The 19,184-nt window shown below is 47.7% G+C and carries 17 protein-coding genes; 12 read left to right on the top strand and 5 right to left on the bottom strand.

The features are described from left to right. Positions 1 to 5 precede the first annotated feature (5 nt). Positions 6 to 623 carry a DUF5034 domain-containing protein gene (locus tag GGU45_RS20835; protein ID WP_435228083.1) on the bottom strand — a complete coding sequence of 206 codons (618 nt, stop codon included), beginning with the start codon at positions 621 to 623 and terminating at the stop codon, positions 6 to 8. A gap of 259 nt (positions 624 to 882) precedes the next feature. On the opposite strand from GGU45_RS20835, the gene lpdA reads away from it, so the two are divergent. Continuing rightward, positions 883 to 2,286, top strand: coding sequence for a dihydrolipoyl dehydrogenase (gene lpdA / locus GGU45_RS20830; RefSeq protein WP_435228081.1), 1,404 nt, complete (start codon positions 883 to 885; stop codon positions 2,284 to 2,286). A gap of 722 nt (positions 2,287 to 3,008) precedes the next feature. Here the strand turns inward: lpdA and GGU45_RS20825 are convergent. Further along, on the bottom strand, positions 3,009 to 3,587 hold the full coding sequence (locus GGU45_RS20825; protein ID WP_435228080.1) for a hypothetical protein: 579 nt from the start codon (positions 3,585 to 3,587) through the stop codon (positions 3,009 to 3,011). Positions 3,588 to 3,837: 250 nt separating this feature from the next. Here GGU45_RS20825 and GGU45_RS20820 point away from each other — a divergent pair, with 250 nt between their 5' ends. The 8 genes from GGU45_RS20820 (at position 3,838) to GGU45_RS20785 (ending at position 11,562) form a co-directional block, all read left to right on the top strand. After that, positions 3,838 to 5,136, top strand: coding sequence for a dicarboxylate/amino acid:cation symporter (locus GGU45_RS20820; RefSeq protein WP_435228078.1), 1,299 nt, complete (start codon positions 3,838 to 3,840; stop codon positions 5,134 to 5,136). A 91-nt stretch (positions 5,137 to 5,227) separates the two neighbouring features. Then, positions 5,228 to 5,509 (top strand): hypothetical protein, encoded by a 282-nt coding sequence (locus GGU45_RS20815; RefSeq protein WP_435228076.1) that lies wholly within the window; start codon positions 5,228 to 5,230, stop codon positions 5,507 to 5,509. An 85-nt stretch (positions 5,510 to 5,594) separates the two neighbouring features. Beyond that, positions 5,595 to 5,912, top strand: a complete 318-nt coding sequence (locus GGU45_RS20810; protein ID WP_435228075.1) for a hypothetical protein — start codon at positions 5,595 to 5,597, stop codon at positions 5,910 to 5,912. A 14-nt stretch (positions 5,913 to 5,926) separates the two neighbouring features. After that, a complete protein-coding gene (locus GGU45_RS20805; protein ID WP_435228074.1) occupies positions 5,927 to 6,811 on the top strand; it encodes a hypothetical protein in 885 nt (294 codons plus the stop codon). 9 nt (positions 6,812 to 6,820) lie between these two features. Next, complete coding sequence (locus GGU45_RS20800; protein WP_435228072.1) at positions 6,821 to 7,501, top strand: response regulator transcription factor; 681 nt, start codon at positions 6,821 to 6,823, stop codon at positions 7,499 to 7,501. Further along, positions 7,498 to 8,820, top strand: coding sequence for a sensor histidine kinase (locus GGU45_RS20795; protein ID WP_435228071.1), 1,323 nt, complete (start codon positions 7,498 to 7,500; stop codon positions 8,818 to 8,820). Before GGU45_RS20800 ends, GGU45_RS20795 begins: the two co-directional genes overlap by 4 nt. A gap of 73 nt (positions 8,821 to 8,893) precedes the next feature. Continuing rightward, positions 8,894 to 9,730: a DUF4382 domain-containing protein gene (locus tag GGU45_RS20790; protein WP_435228069.1), complete on the top strand. Its 837-nt coding sequence runs from the start codon at positions 8,894 to 8,896 to the stop codon at positions 9,728 to 9,730. A gap of 488 nt (positions 9,731 to 10,218) precedes the next feature. Next, complete coding sequence (locus GGU45_RS20785; RefSeq protein ID WP_435228067.1) at positions 10,219 to 11,562, top strand: alpha-L-fucosidase; 1,344 nt, start codon at positions 10,219 to 10,221, stop codon at positions 11,560 to 11,562. Between the two features lie 163 nt (positions 11,563 to 11,725). Here GGU45_RS20785 and xylA read toward each other — a convergent pair whose 3' ends face one another. Beyond that, positions 11,726 to 13,051 (bottom strand): xylose isomerase, encoded by a 1,326-nt coding sequence (gene xylA, locus GGU45_RS20780; RefSeq protein WP_435228065.1) that lies wholly within the window; start codon positions 13,049 to 13,051, stop codon positions 11,726 to 11,728. 8 nt (positions 13,052 to 13,059) lie between these two features. Then, positions 13,060 to 14,574, bottom strand: a complete 1,515-nt coding sequence (locus GGU45_RS20775) for a xylulokinase (protein WP_435228063.1) — start codon at positions 14,572 to 14,574, stop codon at positions 13,060 to 13,062. 120 nt (positions 14,575 to 14,694) lie between these two features. On the opposite strand from GGU45_RS20775, the gene GGU45_RS20770 reads away from it, so the two are divergent. Both GGU45_RS20770 and GGU45_RS20765 read left to right on the top strand, forming a co-directional pair. After that, a complete protein-coding gene (locus tag GGU45_RS20770; RefSeq protein WP_435228061.1) occupies positions 14,695 to 15,744 on the top strand; it encodes a LacI family DNA-binding transcriptional regulator in 1,050 nt (349 codons plus the stop codon). Between the two features lie 895 nt (positions 15,745 to 16,639). Continuing rightward, positions 16,640 to 17,788, top strand: a complete 1,149-nt coding sequence (locus tag GGU45_RS20765; protein ID WP_435228059.1) for a hypothetical protein — start codon at positions 16,640 to 16,642, stop codon at positions 17,786 to 17,788. Between the two features lie 557 nt (positions 17,789 to 18,345). On the opposite strand, the gene GGU45_RS20760 is transcribed toward GGU45_RS20765, so the two are convergent. After that, complete coding sequence (locus GGU45_RS20760; RefSeq protein WP_435228058.1) at positions 18,346 to 18,471, bottom strand: hypothetical protein; 126 nt, start codon at positions 18,469 to 18,471, stop codon at positions 18,346 to 18,348. Positions 18,472 to 18,707: 236 nt separating this feature from the next. On the opposite strand from GGU45_RS20760, the gene GGU45_RS20755 reads away from it, so the two are divergent. Further along, positions 18,708 to 19,184 (top strand): transposase (locus GGU45_RS20755; RefSeq protein ID WP_492226446.1); only part of this gene is annotated, 477 nt, incomplete at its 3' end.

Here is a 19,184-nt window from a genome sequence, read left to right as displayed (position 1 = left end):
TATTATTATTGCAGGTAAACAGGTTCAGTGGTTTCTTCAAGCTTGCTGCCGTCCTTCATATAAACTGTAACGGCAAACCGGTGCAGCCCCGGGGTTTGGGGCGGCTCCATCAGCAGCAGTTGCGCTTCAACTTCAACCGTTTCCATTCCGGTTGCATTATAATCGGGATACCGAAAGGTTTTTACATAATCTTCAATCCCCCGGTATGAGCCATTATAAACCCGGAACCTGCCGGTTATATCATCGCCGGCCGGGCCGGCACTCCCTTCTTCGGCCAGATCCACGATCGAAATGGAGCGGATACTATCCATCGGCTGATAATCGGCCAGTTTACAGCCGCGCTTGAATGCATAGGCCGTACTCATAAAAGCAGATAATGGATTTGCCTGCGCAAGGGAAGTAGCGGCCAGCAGTTTTATCTGAATGCCATACGCATTTTTATTGATGGTCATAACACCACTCCCCGCCCTCAATTGTGTACCCTCCAGGTGCTTTAATTCCAGCGTTGAAAAACGGTATTTATAGTACAAGATATTTTCATTACATACGCAACCGGCCAGCACCACGATGATTTTCGGCAACAATAACAACAGTACTATTTTGTACCCCAAACGGTATCTCATAAGAAGTTTTTTGTTTAAAACGCAGAAAGTGAAGACAATGCAACAATCACCCGGATTTACATTCATTATCGAAAATCCAATCTGCGTTCATCACGAGGTCGCATCAAAAGTCTTTCATCTGCCTTGCCGGACATGTTTCGGCATCTAATATAGTTATCTCCTGAATTTTTCGCCATAACCGCCACATTTTGCCCGTTACCGTAATTCAACTAAATTCGCAATCTCACTGATCTTTTAATTCTTTAAATAATTACATTTTATGGCATACGATGTAGTAGTTGTAGGTAGTGGCCCGGGCGGATATGTAGCCGCAATACGTGCTTCCCAACTGGGTTTAAAAACCGCAATTATTGAAAAAGAAAGCCTGGGGGGGATCTGCCTGAACTGGGGATGTATTCCAACCAAAGCTTTATTAAAAAGTGCACAGGTTTTTAATGATATCCGGCATGCGCAGGAATTTGGCATTGAAGCATCGGGCACCCCCAATTTTGAAGCGATTGTAAAACGCAGCCGCGGCGTGGCCGATAAAATGAGCAAGGGCGTACAGTTCCTGATGAAGAAAAATAAAATTGATGTGATCATGGGCTTTGGCACCTTAAAAGCCAAAGGCCAGGTAGAGGTAAAAGGCGCCGATGGAAAAACAACCCTGGTGGAAGGAAAACACATCATCCTGGCTACCGGCGGCCGTAGCCGCGAACTGCCCGCTCTGAAACAGGATGGCAAAAAAATCATCGGTTACCGCGAGGCGATGGTACTGCCTCAGCAACCCAAAAGCATCATTGTGGTGGGAAGCGGCGCTATCGGTGTGGAGTTTGGTTATTTTTACAACAGCCTGGGCACCAAAGTGACCATTGTTGAATTTTTACCCCGCATTGTTCCGGTAGAAGATGAAGATATTTCAAAAGAACTGGAAAAGAACCTCAAAAAACAAGGTATTACTGTTATGACAAGCGCCGAGGTAACCTCTGTGGATACTTCCGGCAGCGGCGTAAAAGCAAAAGTAAAAACAGCAACCGGCGAAGCCATCCTTGAAGCGGATGTATTGCTGAGCGCCGTAGGCGTAGCCGCTAATATCGAAGGCATTGGACTGGAAACCCTGGGTGTAAAAACCGATAAAGGAAAGATCCTTGTAGACAAATACTACAAAACCAATGTAGACGGGGTTTATGCCATTGGCGACTGCGCTCCCGGCCAGGCCCTGGCGCACGTAGCCTCAAAAGAAGGCATCATCTGCGTAGAGAATATTGCCTTTGGAGAAAAGAAATACAAACACCAGCCGGAGGCGCTCGATTACGGAAATGTTCCGGGCTGTACCTATTGCTATCCGGAAGTGGCCAGTGTGGGCTTTACCGAAAAACAGGCCAAAGATGCCGGCTACGAAGTAAAAGTGGGTAAGTTCCCCTTAAGCGCCAGCGGAAAAGCCAGCGCTGCCGGGCATACCGAAGGTTTTGTAAAAGTGATCTTTGATGCCAAATACGGCGAGTGGCTGGGTACGCACATGATCGGTTATAATGTAACGGAGATCATTGTGGAAACCGTTGTGGGCCGCAAGCTGGAAACCACCTACCATGAAGTACTGAACAGCATTCACCCGCACCCCACTATCAGCGAAAGCGTAAAAGACGCTATTGAAGTGGCTTACGGGGAGGCCATTCATTTATAACAATATTTACAGAGGGGTTAAAAAGCCTTCCTTCGGGGAGGCTTTTTTTATTATGGACCAGGATCCCCAGGCAAACACCCATAAATCCTGCAGCAAAATGAGGTCCAAAAGTCGCTTAACCGCATGATGTCGTTCTGAAGATGTCATCCCGGGGCCGAAGATGTCATCCCGGGCTTGACCCGGGATCTATTCTTGTTTCAGCATCTATTGACGAACAATCATCTTCAGATGCCGAAACAATCCCGATCGCTTTAGCATACGCGTCAGGTTAAGAACAGGTCATGTTGCCATGAAATGTAGTACGGTTAAGCCTTTCATGCCAAAAAGATCGCATCTTTTAATGGCAAACAGGCGCAGCGCGCCGTTGACCCTTATAACGACGAACGCCCAAAACATCCCGTAGCCGCAGCGCGGCGGTAATTTCCTGTGCACGGCTTGTACAAACCGCAATGATTACCGGTGCGCTGCGCTGCAGCTCCCAGGGCAAAAATTAACCTGACGCGCATGCGATTGCTATCGGGACGGCATGACAAAACAGCAACTTTTGATATAGCCTCTTTTTCATGAGCCGGTTGTAGTATTGCTGTCAGCGGTCTTGCATTGCCCGCCCGTCCGAACGGCTTTAACCGGGCGGGCTTGTGCTGCAGTGCAAAACCGGACACTAAAAAAAGCAGGCAAAATCTGCCTGCTTACCCCGTTCACAAATCTTAAAAAAAATCAACCTATCTGCCCAAACCAATATTGTAGGCCACCCCTACCCCAATGCTTCCGGCATTGTACTTTTGGGTAGCATTGCCAATATTGATCTTGCCATCATCCCCGGTAAACACCTTGGTATAATGTGCAAACACATTCCAGTTCCGGTTGTGCCATCCTAATTCAGGTTTCAGGTAAAACCCGCCATCCGGACGGTTTACATTACTGTTGGCGGCCACTTTTTCATCACCGGTAATAAAACCATACCCCAGGTCCGTACCTACATAAATCCCCTTTACCTGCGGATAATAGCGAACCAGGGCGGCCACCGGCACTACCCCAAAACTGTTGTTTTGAAGCGTGGTATTGCCCAGGTCATTGTCTTTACCAAAAAAGTGATTGTAACCGGTAGCAATACCAAGACCCACATGCGGTGTAACCAGGTTCTGGTAAGATACATCCACGCCCAGGTTTGCCACAGCATTTTCATTGGGCACTGCGGCACCTCCCATTACACCCACTTTAAGGGTATTCTTCATACTTTGCGCCTGTACAAAACTGATGGATAAAATACCCATCGCTGCTGCTAAAACTACCTTTTTCATAACTATAAGATTTAATCTATCATAGCCATAAGAAAAAACAATACCAATTTTTTACAGATACGTTTTTTCATATACGCCCGGCGGACTCCTGTTAGCTGCATATCCCTGTAAATCAGAGCCGGAAGAACCGGGATCCGTTTTAAACAAGATTAACAACGCTTTTAAGAAACAATCCGGAACAATCACTGGTATGCTTTCAAAAATTACACGGTTCCATTTCAATTTTATTTATCTTGTTGGGCAAAAACGAATGATTGTTGCGGATCCCGGCCAGCAAAAGCCGGCGAAAAAAAAGAAGCTGTACCAGGTGCTCTATTTCCAGGTCATCGTTGCCATTGTAGCCGGCATTACACTGGGGCATTTTTTTCCGGATACCGGCAAAAGCCTAAAGCCCCTGGGAGATGGTTTTATCATGCTGATAAAGATGATCATTGCTCCCGTTATTTTTCTTACCGTAAGCACCGGTATCGCCGGTATGAATGATCTCAAAAAAGTAGGCCGGGTTGCAGGAAAGGCTTTTATCTATTTTATCACCTTCTCTACACTGGCGCTCATCATCGGACTTATCGTAAGTAACACCATTCGTCCCGGCGCCGGCATGAACATTGACCACCGTACCCTCGATGCCAGCAGCATTGCCAAATACGTATCGCAGGCCAAAGACCAAACGCTGGAGCATTTTATTTTTGACATCATTCCGCAAACCCTTATGAGCCCGCTTTCGGGCAACAATATCCTTCAGGTATTGTTTGCCGCTATCCTGTTTGGTGTAGGACTGGCTTTAACTGCGGAGAAAAGCAGGATCGTGATCGATTTTTTAAAAGCGCTTACCTATCCCGTTTTTAAAGTAGTGGAAATTTTGATGAAGCTGGCCCCCATCGGGGCGCTGGGCGCCATGGCCTTCACCATTGGCCAGTACGGCATCCGGTCGGTTATGAACCTGGGGTTGCTGGTGGGCACCTTTTATCTTACTTCTATTTTATTTGTGGTTCTTATACTGGGCGCTGTAGCCCGTTATAACGGTTTTTCCATTTTTAAATTCATGCGGTATATCAAGGATGAGCTGCTCCTTGTACTGGGCACCAGCTCTTCTGAAGCCGCCCTGCCTACGCTGATGCAAAAACTGGAGAAGGCCGGCTGCGCCAAATCGGTAGTAGGACTGGTAATACCTACCGGTTACTCCTTTAACCTGGACGGCACCAATATTTATATGACCCTGGCGGCCCTGTTTATTGCCCAGGCCTGCAATATTCCGCTTACCTGGGAGCACCAGGTGCTCTTATTGCTGGTAGCCATGCTTAGCTCCAAGGGCGCAGCCGGTGTGTCCGGTGCAGGCTTTATAACGCTGGCAGCTACGCTGGCCATCGTTCCCGAGGTACCCATTGCCGGCATGACGCTGATCCTGGGCATCGATCGCTTTATGTCGGAATGCCGTGCCCTTACCAATCTCGTGGGCAATGGGGTGGCAACAATCGTTGTAGCCAACTGGGAAAAACAACTGGATAAAGAACAGCTGGCCGCGGCATTGAACCAGGCCCCTCCCCTTTAATACGGCAAACCCGTCTTTCATCAAATCTTCACAATCGGCATTTAAGTTTGTATCGCAGACCAATGATCTGCTGTTTAATAAAAAGGGGAATATGAAATGGAGCCTGGCATTACTGATCTTGCTTTTTGCAACACAATCACTAACTGCACAATCAGGAAAAGCGCATATTACCATTAAGCCGGTAAAACCGGTAAGGCCGGTAGCCGTTAACCATGGCATGGTCGTACGCACCGTAGCGCACGCCACACATGACGGGCGGGTGGTTAGTAGTGTAGCATCTTCTAAATCGAATGGGAAAAAGAAGTATAATAAAATTCACAATAAAAGAAAATATCCGGTTGCTCCTAAAAAAGCAACAACATTTGTACCCTAAGACAGCGGGAACCAACAGCCCGATTTCTTTTTAATCAGTACCTTTATATCAGGTAGCTTAATTGCTACCTGGTATTTTTTCTGTTATGAAACCCTTTTTTCTTTATTTATTTTTGCTGGGAGCGGTATTACCGGTTTATGCCGGAAAGCGCATTGCGGGTAGTATGGGTATTGAAAAAAGCGGAGCACTGTTAAGAGATACGATTCCCCTGGAAAAACAGGAAATCATTGCTGATAAAAAAGAACCGCCGGGCCGTCAGAATAACTCCGGGGTAAAACCGATCAAAGAGGTACCCAGGGCAAAAAACCAGGCAAAACCCAAAATGGTGGTAGCCCCCAAGGTTAAAATGCGCCCCGTGAAGATCATTAAACCGAAAATTAACGGGAAAGGATTAGGTCGATAAAAGAAACGGATATTGTGAAAAAATTATTTATCGCTTTACTATGCTGTACAGGAGCCTTACCGCTTTTTGCCCAGGATAGCACCTCCGCCAGTGCGGCAAGCGCCGATACGGTAAAAGAAAAAACAACATTAACAGTTGCCGCACTTTATGGAACAGGTATCGATTATTATGGTCAAACCACAGAACAACGCCTCCCTTATCTTGCATTAAATGCAACCCTAAGAATTCCTGCCGGCGTTTACCTCTCTGCCACCGGCTTTCACCTGTTTTCCGACAGCCTGTTGTTATCTGCATCGGCCCTGAGCCTGGGGTACAGTTTTAACATCAGTTCCAGGTTATCGGGAGATGTTAGCTATACCCGCTCCTTCTACCCATCCAATTCCCCGTTCCTCCAGGCATCCAGCCCCAACCTGGGCACTGCCTCATTGAGTTATGATCACTTTTTAAAAACCACGCTCGAAGCAGATCTGGCTTTTGGCCGGCAAACCGATTATTTTACCACGCTTTCCAATTCCAAATCATTTGACGTTAACCTGTCGGGCGGCAGGGCCATCCTCAACTTTACGCCCGAGCTGGCCATTACTGCGGGCACCCAGCAATATTATGAAACCTACCTTACGGAAAAGGGAAACCAGGGCAATGGCAAAGGCAATGGAAATGGAAATGGAAACGGAAAAAGTAACGGAAACACACCCCAGCCTCCCGGCCAAACGGTTACTACTACGATTGACTATAAAAAATACGGGCTGCTTTCTTATAATCTTAAGCTGCCGGCATCCTATAACCGTGCCTCTTATCTTATTGAAGCCGCTCTTAAATTATCACTGCTGGGCAACAACACGCCCAACAAGGGCCGCATTAATTCCTTTTTTACCTTAAGTGCCTATTACCAGTTTTAAAACAGCAATATGCGTGTATTGATCGTAGAAGATGAACAATTACTGGCCGCAGAAATTGAAGCCGCCCTTCAAAAAAACCATTTTCTTTGCGAAACGGCCTATACCGCCGGAGAAGCCCTGGACCGCACAGACACCGGCAGCTATGACTTTATTTTGCTGGACATTGGGTTACCGGACCACGATGGCTTCTGGCTCCTGCAGGAAATCCGGAAAGATCATGCGGATACGGCCATCATCATGCTCACGGCACGCGGGGCCGTTGAGGACCGCATCCGGGGGCTGGATATGGGGGCCGATGATTACCTGGCCAAGCCCTTCTCCCTGCTGGAGCTGCAATCAAGAATGCAGGCCATCATCCGCCGAAAATTTAACCTCAATGATCATTCGGTTGTCCTGGGGGCCTTTGTCATTCATCTTAAAAACAGAACCATCCATTACGGGGACACCGCAATCGTCTTATCCCGAAAAGAGTTTGACCTGCTGAATTACCTGCTCCTCCATAAAAACCGGCCGCTTTCCCGCATGCAGCTGAGCGATCACCTGTGGGGCGACAACGCCGATGATGAATATGACTCCAATTATATTGATGTGCACATTAAAAATATCCGGAAAAAACTGAATGCCTATGCCGATACCGACTGGCTGGAAACGGTAAGGGGAATTGGCTACAAAATAAAAACGGACAGATGAGGCTGTATACGAAACTCACCCTGTTTACGGTAACGGCCACCATTGCCGTTCTGGGCCTTTTTGTGTGGCTGCTTCCCCTGCTGATGCAGAAGATTGCTTCCGGCAACACCAATAAAAACCTGGCCGAACAACGGGCAAAAGTACGCAGCGCAATACGGGAAAACGGCATTGGATATTACCTCCAGGGCGATTCTGCATACGGCAGTTATTCGATGCTTAAGGACGAATACATTTCGCTGGAACCTTATTATACCGGCGCCGACCTCACCCACCTGCAAACGGCAGAACGCATTATCGATGGCGATACAATTAATTACCGGATCCTCATCGATACCTTTACCACCCTGCAGCGGCCCTACCTGCTCGAGATAGGAAAAAAGATTACCTCCATCCAGGAAGATAGCATCGCTTTGCAAAGAGCCACCATCGGGGTTTTGATTGTGCTTACCCTCATCATGGCCCTGATACAACTATTTTATACCCGGCACCTGCTAACCCCCCTGGAACAAATCATCAGTACCCGGCTCATCAAAAAAGCTTTTCCGTTTAAGGAGCCGCAGCGACCTCTGGCTACCTCTACCTACGATTTCAAATACCTGGATCAATCCATCTCCCGGCTGATGCAGCAGGTAAATCATGCGTTTGAAAAAGAAAAAGAATTTACCTCCAACGCCTCCCATGAGCTCATGACCCCCATCAGCATTATGCAAAGCAAGATTGAGAATATGCTGACGAGCCCCGGACTGCCGGCCGAAACCGTATTGAAACTGGAAGACACCATGCGCATCATTAAAAGGCTAAAAAAGATCACAAATGCCCTGTTGCTCATTTCGCGCATCGAAAATGAACAGTACGACCGGAAGGATGCTGTAGCTATAAAACCGATGATCCGGGAAGTGCTGGAAGAGCTGCAGCACCGGGCGGATGAAAAAAGCCTGACCGTTGACGAAAGACTGACGGATCATATAACGCTGTACCGGATCAATAAAGACCTGCTCTTTCAGCTGTTATACAATCTCGTTCACAACGCCATCCGGTATAACCGGCCCAACGGCCGCATCACTATCAGCGACGGGTACGCAAACGGGAGCTATTATTTGTGTATTGAAGACACCGGCATCGGCATTGAGGCGGCACAACATGAGCGGATCTTCGACCGGTTTAAGAAAAACACGGCACAACGGGAAGGCTTTGGCCTGGGTCTTTCCATTGTAAAATCCATTGCAGACTACCAGGACATTCGTATTACCGTTGATTCGGAAAAAGACCGGGGCTCCCGGTTTGAACTGCATTTTTCAGGCGCCCGCCTTGCACCATAAGTCAACCGCAGTTTCTTCATTTTTCGTTCATCTGAGGGTCTTAGCTTCGTTGCAATAATGTAAAATCCTCAATATGAAATTTTTATTTTTACCTATGGCAGTCGCCGGCATCCTGGCACTTGCATCCTGTTCAAAAAATGACAGCAACAGTAATCAGCCTTCAGACGGGCAGGCAAGAGTACAGTTTGTGCTTACCGATGCACCGGCAGCCTATGACGCCGTAAATATCAGCATAAAGGAAGTTCAGCTCAATATGGGTACCGAAGGCTCCGAAACACACTGGGTAAATTACCCGCTAAGTTCCAGTCTTGCACAGCCGGTAAATCTTTTAGACCTGAGAAACGGGGATTATATGTATATGGGCGAACCCCTGTCGCTTCCTCCCGGCTCCATTTCCCAGATCCGGCTGATCCTGAATGACGGCAATACCGTTGTGGTAAATGGCGAAACACATCCACTCTCCACTCCCTCAGCGCAGCAAAGCGGCCTCAAAATCAAATTCAACCAAACCCTGGAACCGGATGGCATTTATAAAATTTGGTTAGACTTTGACGCCTCCCGCTCCATTGTAAAAGCAGGCAACAGCGGAAAATACAATTTAAAACCGGTTTTATATGCCAAACTGGAAGCCGCAACATTTGGCGCCATCAAAGGATTTGTACTGCCCTCTGAAGCGGGAACAACGATTTACCTTTTAAAAGGCGCCGATACCGTAGCCAGCGCCCTTCCGGAAAAAACAGGTTCACAATACGGCGAAGGATATTATAAATTCGTAAACCTTGACGCCGGCTCTTATAATTTGTCCTTCAATGCCGTTGACTCTACCAACTTCAAAGATTCTACGGTAAATAATGTGGTAGTAGCCGCCGGTAAAACTACGGATCAGCCCAAAGTAATATTGCATCAATAACATTGATTCGTAAAATCTTTATCGAGGAAGTCCGCATGCTGTATGCGGACTTCTTTTGTTATACCGGACAGAGGGACGGATCTGATAAAATGTAAAATATTAAACACCCAATGAAAAATGCAGAACTGAGGCCCGTTAAGAAATATGTTCCCGGCGCTGTAAGCGCATCGTGTTTATAGTTCCATGCACGGTGGAATACCGGCTCCGCCCTGCCTGGTGGGATGCCGGTAAACAGGGGGCGCCTGCGGAGCCCAATCCCGGTCATTTAATGAATTGCTATAAACACGCCGCTCCTAACGAGCTTAATACGGCGGGGCGAAGCATAAAATGCCATCCCGTCCGGGCAGCAACGCCGCTAAAATATATTACCTGTTTCATAAAATATATTACCTATTTCAGGGCTGAAACAGCTGCCGGTTGCCTTTGAAAAGGTTTCTTTTGTATTTTTACCGGTAACGATTGTTCACTATAAAATTTACACAATTACAATGAAAAAGATTCTCCTGGCAATTGCGCTACTGGCAACATCCCTGCTGCATGCACAACCGAAACAATTGTTTAAAGAGACCCCCGACCAGAAGGCCAAACGGATGCAATGGTGGACCGATGCCCGTTTTGGAATGTTCATACACTGGGGCCTGTATTCCCAGGCTGCCAGACACGAGTGGGTAAAACAACGGGAACGCATCACCACAGAAAATTACCAGAAGTACTTCGATCATTTTAACCCCGATGAGTTTGATCCCAAAAAATGGGCGAAGGAGGCCAAAGCCGCCGGAATGAAATATGCCGTGCTTACTACCAAGCACCATGAAGGCTTCTGTTTATTTGATTCGAAATACACCGATTATAAGGCCACCAATACGCAGGCCAAACGCGATCTGGTAAGGGAATTTGTAAATGCATTCCGTGCGGAAGGTATCAAAATCGGCTTTTATTATTCCCTTATCGACTGGCACCACCCGGACTTCACCATTGACCGCACCCATCCGCAACGGCTGGGCAGCGATGCATCGGAAGCCGATTATGCAGCTTTGAACAAGGGCAAGGACATGCGCCGGTATCGCCAGTACATGCAGAACCAGGTAAGAGAATTGCTGACCAACTATGGCAAGATCGATATCATGTGGCTCGACTTTTCTTACCCCGGCAAAAACGGAAAAGGGCATGAGGACTGGGGCTCCATTGAACTGCTGAAAATGATCCGGAAGTTACAACCCGGCATCATTGTAGACAACCGGCTGGATCTGAACAATTATACTGACGGCTATGATTTTGAAACGCCGGAACAGGTAAAACCCGCCGCGCTGGTGAAGTTTAAAGGAAAGTATTGGGAAACCTGCCAGACTTTTTCGGGCTCCTGGGGATACTACCGGGACGAAAACACCTGGAAGACCCACCGGCAGCTGCTGGACCTGCTCATTACATCCGCTGCAAACGGAGGCAACCTGATCCTGAATGTGGGGCCCACCGCCCGGGGCGAGTTTGACTACCGCGCCAATCATGCACTGGACAGCCTGGCTTACTGGATGCATGCCAACAACAAAGCCATTTATAACTGTACCTATCCGCCGGCGCAATACCAGTTGCCGGAAAACCTGGATATCAAACAGACTTATAACCCGGTTACAAAGCGGCTTTTCCTGCATCTGTTCAACTACCCTGAAGGTAAATTGGTATTGCCCGGGTATGCCGGCAAAGTGCGTTACGCACAGTTTACCCATGATGCCTCCGAAATTATTTACAAAACCGAGAACGGGGATCTTATTCTAAATTTGCCCAAACAAAAGCCCCCCTATGAGATTCCGGTTGTAGAACTATTCTTAAATTAAAAATACATTGACCACCCAAAAACTGGTCCTGTAAAAAGCTGGAAATAAATAAAGGCCGGGAAGATGGAAAGGCGGAAAGATATAATCACTTACCGTCTGACCCCCTTCCCGGCTTTCTGTCATTTTTGACACAATCCTTTCCTTTTTGTGTCAATAGTTAATTTTAAATAAACCGGTTGATGATATTTTCATAATACTCCTGCCGGCCGCTGATCGTTTCCGGTTCTCCTTCAAGAGCCAGATCCCGGAGCGCTTCCAGGTTTAGTTTTCCCGCTGCAAAATCTTTGCCGGCGCCTGCTTCAAAAGAGGCATAACGCGCTTTCCTTAATTCCAGGTAGTCCGATTTCTGCAAAATGGCATCTGCGGTAATAAGCGCCCGGGCAAAGGAATCCATGCCCCCGATATGCGCATGAAAGAGATCAGCCGGGTCGGTTGAGTTGCGCCGTATTTTTGCATCAAAATTAATACCGCCGCCGCCAAAGCCGCCTGCCTCCAGGATGATCAGCATGGTTTCCGTCAGTTCATTAAGGTTGTTCGGAAACTGGTCTGTGTCCCAGCCATTCTGGTAATCGCCGCGGTTGGCGTCAATAGAGCCCAAAAGGCCGGTATCCGCCGCCACCTGCAGTTCATGCTGAAATGTATGACCCGCCAGCGTAGCATGGTTTACCTCGATATTTAATTTAAAATCATTGAGCAAATCGTACTGCCGCAAAAACCCGATAACCGTGGCCGCATCATAATCATACTGGTGCTTGGTAGGCTCACAAGGCTTGGGCTCAATAAAGAATACGCCCTTAAATCCCTGCTTCCGGGCATAGTCCCGGGACAGATGCAGGAAGCGGGCCAGGTGTTCCTGTTCTTTTTTCATGTTGGTATTCAGCAGGCTCATATAACCTTCCCGGCCACCCCAGAACACATAATTTTCACCCCCCAGTTTTATGGTAGCGTCCAGGGCTGCTTTTACCTGTGCGCCGGCATGGGTTACTACCCTGAAATCCGGGTTGGTGGCAGCGCCATTCATATACCTCCGGTGTGAAAACAGGTTGGCCGTTCCCCATAATAGTTTTACGCCCGATGCCTGCTGTTTTTCAAGGGCATACCCGGTAATGGCATCCAGCCGCCGCTCATTTTCGGCCACATCGTTCCCATAATCTACCAGGTCCACATCATGAAAACAATAGAAGGGCAGCGACATCTTTGTAATAAATTCAAAGGCCGCATCCATTTTGTCCTTCGCCCTGTCCAGCACATCGGCTTTCTGATCCCATGCAAAAAGATGCGTGGGGCCGCCAAACGGATCGGATCCGTTTCCGTTAAAAGAGTGCCAGTAGGAACAGGCAAACCGCAGCCATTCCTTTAGCGGCTTGCCGGCTACCACCCGGTTTTCATCATACCAGCGAAAAGCCAGCGGGTTATCGGACCCCGGCCCTTCAAATTTTATTTGACCGATTCCTTTAAAATACTCGGTTGTTCCTGTAACTACCTCCATACTGTTTACTATTTATTTTGAAAAATTTGTTGATCCGTTTGCTGAAGCCAATCCTGGTAAATTGTTTCATAGCGCTGGCGCTGCCCGGCTTCCGGAGCCATAACGGCTGCCCGGTGCAGCTTTTCGAAAGCATTGGCCTCTGTATAAATCCCCAGCCCGATGCCCGCTCCTATTGCTGCGCCCACACTGGCATCGGTATCATACAGTTCCAGGGTAAGCCCCGTCACGTTCACAAACACCTCGGCAAACACCCGGCTTAAAAACAGGTTGGCCTTTCCGGCCTTCACCACTTTGGCCTGCAGGCCGTTGCTGCGCATAATATCCAACCCGTAGCGGAAGGCAAATGCGATACCTTCCTGCACCGCGCGATAGAGATGTGCGGTGGTATGTTTATTGAGATCAATGCCCGCAAAGCCTGCCTGCAGGATCCTGTTTTCCAGCATCCGTTCTGCCCCATTGCCAAAGGGAAAATACAGCAGCCCGTCTGCACCGGCAGGAACGGCGGCGGCCATTTCATTCATTTGTGCATAAGAATACTTTGCACCGGTACTATCCCGGATCCACCGGTTGCTGATACCCGCGCCGTTGATGCATAGCAACAGGCCGATACGCGTTTGCTCCGGAAGATGATTTACATGGGCAAAGCCATTGATCCTTGAAAGCGGATCATAAACCAGCTGATCCGTTACCGCGTAAATAACGCCGCTGGTGCCCGCCGTGGTGGCAATTTCGCCCGGCTTCAACACATTTAAGGAAAGTGCGTTGTTCAGCTGGTCCCCTGCCTTATAGGTAATGGGCGTTCCGGGCTTCATCTGAAGCTCCCGGGCCATGGCCGCGCTTAGTACGCCATGTGTGGAGAAAACCGCCTGCGTGGTTCCGAAAAGACCGGGGTTAAACCCAAAAAAATCAAGAATATCCCGGGAGAGGGCCTGTTCCTTAAAATCCCAGAAAACGCCTTCTGACAGCATCGAAACGGTGCTGGTAACGGTATTGCTCAGCCGCAGGGCAATATAATCACCCGGCAGCATGACCTTATCAATTTTTGCATACACATCCGGCTCATGATCTTTAACCCAGGCCAGCTTGGCTGCAGTAAAATTCCCCGGGTAATTCAGCAGCTGCTGCAGGCACCGTTCCGCGCCAATAGCATCCACTGCCGCTACGCCCTCCTGCAGTGCCCGGCTGTCGCACCATATAATGGCATCCCGCAGCAGGTTCTGTTGCGCATCCGTAAGCACCAGCCCATGCATCTGGTACGTGATGCCGATGGCTTCCACCGCCTCCAGGTTTGCCCCGGCGCGCTCCCGCAACCAGAGGATAGCCGTTTTTACATCCGCCCACCACTGTTCCGGGTCCTGCTCGGCCCAGCCCTGCCGGGCTGATTTTATTTCGCGCTCAACCCCTTCCGGGCAGGATACCGAAGCCACCACTTCCTGTGTATCCGCATCCACAAGGGCGGCCTTAACAGCCGATGTACCCACATCTATCCCCAATAAAAACCGCTTTTTTCTTTCAGCAATCATGCTCCTCCGTTTTGCGCTCCTCCCACACCGGGAAAGCAATGCAATATACTATTTTATGTTTAAATGTAATCGATTTCATTTTTTCGGTAAAATGGAATAAAAAAAAGTACATTTGCTCCTATGGATAAACAGGTAACCATTTATGATCTGGCGCGGGCGCTCAATCTATCTACCGCCACCATCAGCCGGGCATTGGACAATAGCCCGCTGGTAAAACTCCATACGCGGGAAAAAATCCGGGCCATGGCAGAACAAATGGGATACCGGCAAAACCTTATTGCCAGCAATCTGCGCAAACAGCAGTCCCGCACCATTGGCGTATTGCTGCACGAAGTGAACAGCAATTTTGCCACCTCGGTGCTTTCGGGCATCGAAAAGATTACCGCAAAGGAAAAATATGATATCCTGATTGCCCACTCCGGGGAGGATGGAGCACGGGAAATAGCCAATACCCGTAATCTTTTTAACAAACGGGTAGATGGGTTGATTGTGTCCCTGGCCATGACCAGTTCCGACACCGATCACTTTACGCCTTTTTTTGAGCAGGGCATTCCCGTTGTTTTTTTTGACCGGGTTATAAAAAAAATGCCTTGCAGCAAAATAGTGATCGACAATATTAAAGCCGGCTACCAGGCAACGGCCCACCTGCTGGACCAGGGATACCGGCGCATTGCCCATATAACCGCCAGCCTGCAACGGAATGTTTATGAGGAACGTTTTAAAGGATATAAAAAAGCGCTCGCAGATCATGGCATTCCATTTGATCCGGAGCTGGTGGAAAACTGCAGCCTGAACCGGGAAGACACGCTGGATGCGGTGAACCGGCTATTGACAAAAAAGCCCGATGCCTTTTTTATTACCAACGACTTTGCTGCCGCAGTTTGTATCGATGCCTTAAAAGAAAAAAACATCCGGGTTCCCGGAGATATGGGAGTAATCGGTTTTAATAATGACGTCATCGGCAGCCTGGTCAGTCCCAAATTATCAACAATCGACTACCCCGGCCTGCTGATGGGGGAAACGGCCGCCCAGACGCTCATTGATAAGATCAAAACAAAAAAAAGCGGGAAGGCGACAGTAGAAAGTAAAAACATTACCATTCCCAGCGCCCTGGTCATCCGCGAATCTACCGGAAAAAAACACAGGGCTGGCAAACCTGTTAAAGCGTAATCCGGCACATTCATCTGTTACACACCAACACCTTGAAATAATACCCGAAACAGTGCATAAAGCACCAGCCCCTGCATGTATCATCCAACGCCCTGCGGATTTTTAAAAAAATGACGCGGAGCTCAATTGGCACCAGTAATGGAAGGTGCCCATCATTACCAAAACAGGATTCATCCATTTTTAAACTTCAAAGTGGTTTAAACTTTAGGAAGTAATGGTATTCCCCGCAGATTTACGCCAATTTTTGCGCAGTCCGAAACTTCGCATGCGCGTCAGGTTAATTTTTGCCCCGGGAGCTGCAGCGCAGCGCTGATCCTGTTAGTAAACGACAATACGGGTAATAAAGGTGCAGCGCACCGGTAATCATTGCGGTTTGTACAAGCCGTGCACAGGAAATTACCGCCGCGCTGCGGCTACGGGCAGTTTTGGGCGTTCATCGTTATAAGGGTCAACGGCGCGCTGCGCCTGTTTGCCATTAAAAGATGCGATCTTTTTGGCGCGAAAGGCTTACCCGTACTACATTTCATGGCAACATGATCTGTTCTTAACCTGACGCACATGCGAAACTTCGGGATCGCAGAAAATCAATCAGCGGGAATCAGCGGTGTATTGAATCTGCCAAAAATCAGCGGGAACCTTAGAATCCTCACTATTTGGGAGAAAGTTTAAATAACTTCAAAAACGAAACCACCGCGTCACTAATATTAGTGACAGCCTTTTTTCATAAATCATGTTTTTAGATGATTGGCGGGCCCTGCCTGCCGGCATACTTTTACATCGTTAATTGCATGCAACAAAAACAACCTGTCCTATTTAAGTCCTCAAAAAAACCATCCGGGCCATAATGAAACAGGAGTAAAAGTATTGATCATTTTTAAACCATAAAAAGTAAGATATGAAACACGTATCATCTTGTTTATTACTCATGCTTATCCTGGTACTATCCAATTGTACCAAACAGAGCCAAACCGATTCCAGGTTATCCATAGAAAAAACGCAACTGGAAAGAACCGCCTTCCCATCAAAAACAGCATTATTTACGGAACAGAAGGATTCGAATGCATCTGATTCGCCCATACCGCAAAAATTCTTTGACCAGGTGGCTGAGCTGGTAGCCCCGGTACAGGAAAAATTAAACAGCATTTTAGAAAAAATTGACCCGGACTTAAACAAGGCGTACCAGGAAGATGCACAAAAACTGGGCACCATAAAATCCGATGCAGAGCGGGATAAATTTTTTGATGTCATGAAAGACAAATACCATGATTTTATACTAAAAGGCTGGACCGAAACAGGGGTAGATGAAAAAGCATACCAGGAAAAAATACGAGGCCTGCTGCCGGAAGATCTGCGGGGTCTTATCAAATTTGATGCTGAGTTTTTGATGTTCTATTTTGATATCATCCGCCCTCATGGTTCTATGACATGGATGCTCCCTCCCAACTCAGATCACTACCCTCCTGATCCTGATGACAACAGCACCCCCACCCCGCCTCCAACATCGCCCTGCACATGGGGAGCCGGAAACACCTATTACCCGGGCATTCAAAGCACCAATGCCTATGTCGATAAACTAATGGCATCTGATGGCTATACACGTCCACTTGGAGCAAATGGTATTTACGCACTTGCGCTCTCCTATCCGTTCCCATGGGGAAGATCGCTTGCCAGCATTAGTCTTAAAGGCAGTGTTAACTTTGCCAATGCCGCCTGCACCAATGTAAAAGTTCAGAAAACGGTTAATTGGGACGCAACGGTGTATGGGTTCACATTTTATGGGCATGCCAGCGTAGGTACGGCCGAATACAACACCGGGTATAATGCAGAGAATGTAACGGCCGTGGCTCCTGTGATCTGGTTTCTCAGGGTCGAGCGCAAAAGGGTGATCACCGAAAATTATACCGTACCCAAAACCGATTGGAAAGTAAATTTTGGTGCTAATATAAAAGCCACTGCTTTTTCGGAGGGTGTTTTTTCGAATGCCGGTGGCAGAACCTGGCTCTCTATAACCGGGTGGACCATAACCGAAATGTGCTGCAAATAACGGCATAAAACAATCTGGATATACCAATAACAAAGAGGCCGTCTTCTATGTTGAAAACCAGGTCCCGAGTGTTAAAATTTCAATGCTGCATCAGCTTTTAGCTGGTGCAGTTCCTTTTCAGTCCCTACAAAAACAATCTTCTCTTAGCAAACATTTTTTACAAGCTGCAATTTCATGTGTTATTTTTTACAGGTTGCCAAATGCAAACTCAAAAGAGTGGTCTTGGCTCCAAGCCACAGGCAGCCTCCTGCATTTAATGGCGGACCTGAGTGCTTATAAGCCAAATTAACCATATCCTCAAAAGTTGCTTTACAGCATGATGTCGTTCTGAAGATGTCATCCCGGGCCTGACCCGGGATCTATTCCTGTTTCAGGGTCTATTGAACGACAATATGCATGGATGCCGAAATAATCCCGACCCTTCGCACAGGCGTCAGGTTAATTTTTGCCCTGGGAGCTGCAGCGCAGCACTGACCCTATAGATAAGCGACAATACGAATGACAAAGGTGCAGCGCACCGGTAATTGTTGTGGGTTGTACAAGCCCGGCGTACGAAATCACCGCCGCGCTGCGGCTACAGAAGGTTTTGGACGCTCATAGTTATAAGGGTCAACGGCGCGCTGCGCCTGTTTGCCATTAAAAGATGAAATGTTTTTGATCTGAAAGGCGTACTCCTGCCGCATTTTATGGTAATTGACGGCTTCCTAACCTGACGCGCATGCGATCGCTATCCTATCGTGTGGACACATTTTTTGGGGTTGTACCGGGCGATCATTCTATAACTGTGCCCGCAGGGTGCTATATGCAAAGCCCCCGGCTAAAGCGCAATGTCATTTAGTTAAGGTGTAACGAAAAGAAAACCATTGAGTTATGAGCCAAAATTAATTGGTTCTTTGTAGTGACTAAATACAAATACTCAATGGTTGGCGCAAATGTAAAAATAATAGAGGAGCTAAGATGTTTTTTGAAGACAGTATCTGAGAATCCGGATATCAGGAAGTTGGTAACAGAAGATGAGGGGGATTTTAGCCGACAGAGAAAATTAACGCTGGATCGGGTTGTGGGCATAATCATAAATATGCCGAAACGAAGTTTGAGTATAGAGATACAAACGTTCTTTGATAGTTTGAAAAAAGATTTGGAGAGCGCAACCAAGGGCGCGTTTAGTTTGCAAAGAAGTAAGCTAAAACCACTGTTTTTTGAAGTGTGGAATAAATGGCTGGTAAATAATTTTTATCATTATTATGGTGATAAGGCAAAGCGTTGGCGTGGCTTTCGGGTGCAGGCTGTAGATGGCAGCCCCCTTTATCTGTTAAACAGGCCAGATCTTATTAAACATTTTGGCACGCATAATAACCAACATGGGGGTACAGCGCTGGCAAGGATAATGCAAGTG

Source organism: Niabella hirudinis (assembly GCF_051201075.1).
Classification (GTDB): domain Bacteria; phylum Bacteroidota; class Bacteroidia; order Chitinophagales; family Chitinophagaceae; genus Niabella; species Niabella hirudinis.
The sequence above is the reverse complement of the archived record's forward strand: the minus strand, read 5'-3'. Positions and strand labels throughout refer to the sequence as shown.

Coding starts and splice junctions, on each gene's coding strand:
- GGU45_RS20835 (WP_435228083.1), bottom strand. CDS start 623: ATGAGATACCGTTTGGGGTACAAAATAGTACTGTTGTTATTGTTGCCG.
- lpdA (WP_435228081.1), top strand. CDS start 883: ATGGCATACGATGTAGTAGTTGTAGGTAGTGGCCCGGGCGGATATGTA.
- GGU45_RS20825 (WP_435228080.1), bottom strand. CDS start 3,587: ATGAAAAAGGTAGTTTTAGCAGCAGCGATGGGTATTTTATCCATCAGT.
- GGU45_RS20820 (WP_435228078.1), top strand. CDS start 3,838: ATGATTGTTGCGGATCCCGGCCAGCAAAAGCCGGCGAAAAAAAAGAAG.
- GGU45_RS20815 (WP_435228076.1), top strand. CDS start 5,228: ATGAAATGGAGCCTGGCATTACTGATCTTGCTTTTTGCAACACAATCA.
- GGU45_RS20810 (WP_435228075.1), top strand. CDS start 5,595: ATGAAACCCTTTTTTCTTTATTTATTTTTGCTGGGAGCGGTATTACCG.
- GGU45_RS20800 (WP_435228072.1), top strand. CDS start 6,821: ATGCGTGTATTGATCGTAGAAGATGAACAATTACTGGCCGCAGAAATT.
- GGU45_RS20795 (WP_435228071.1), top strand. CDS start 7,498: ATGAGGCTGTATACGAAACTCACCCTGTTTACGGTAACGGCCACCATT.
- GGU45_RS20790 (WP_435228069.1), top strand. CDS start 8,894: ATGAAATTTTTATTTTTACCTATGGCAGTCGCCGGCATCCTGGCACTT.
- GGU45_RS20785 (WP_435228067.1), top strand. CDS start 10,219: ATGAAAAAGATTCTCCTGGCAATTGCGCTACTGGCAACATCCCTGCTG.
- xylA (WP_435228065.1), bottom strand. CDS start 13,051: ATGGAGGTAGTTACAGGAACAACCGAGTATTTTAAAGGAATCGGTCAA.
- GGU45_RS20775 (WP_435228063.1), bottom strand. CDS start 14,574: ATGATTGCTGAAAGAAAAAAGCGGTTTTTATTGGGGATAGATGTGGGT.
- GGU45_RS20770 (WP_435228061.1), top strand. CDS start 14,695: ATGGATAAACAGGTAACCATTTATGATCTGGCGCGGGCGCTCAATCTA.
- GGU45_RS20765 (WP_435228059.1), top strand. CDS start 16,640: ATGAAACACGTATCATCTTGTTTATTACTCATGCTTATCCTGGTACTA.
- GGU45_RS20760 (WP_435228058.1), bottom strand. CDS start 18,471: ATGCGGCAGGAGTACGCCTTTCAGATCAAAAACATTTCATCTTTTAAT.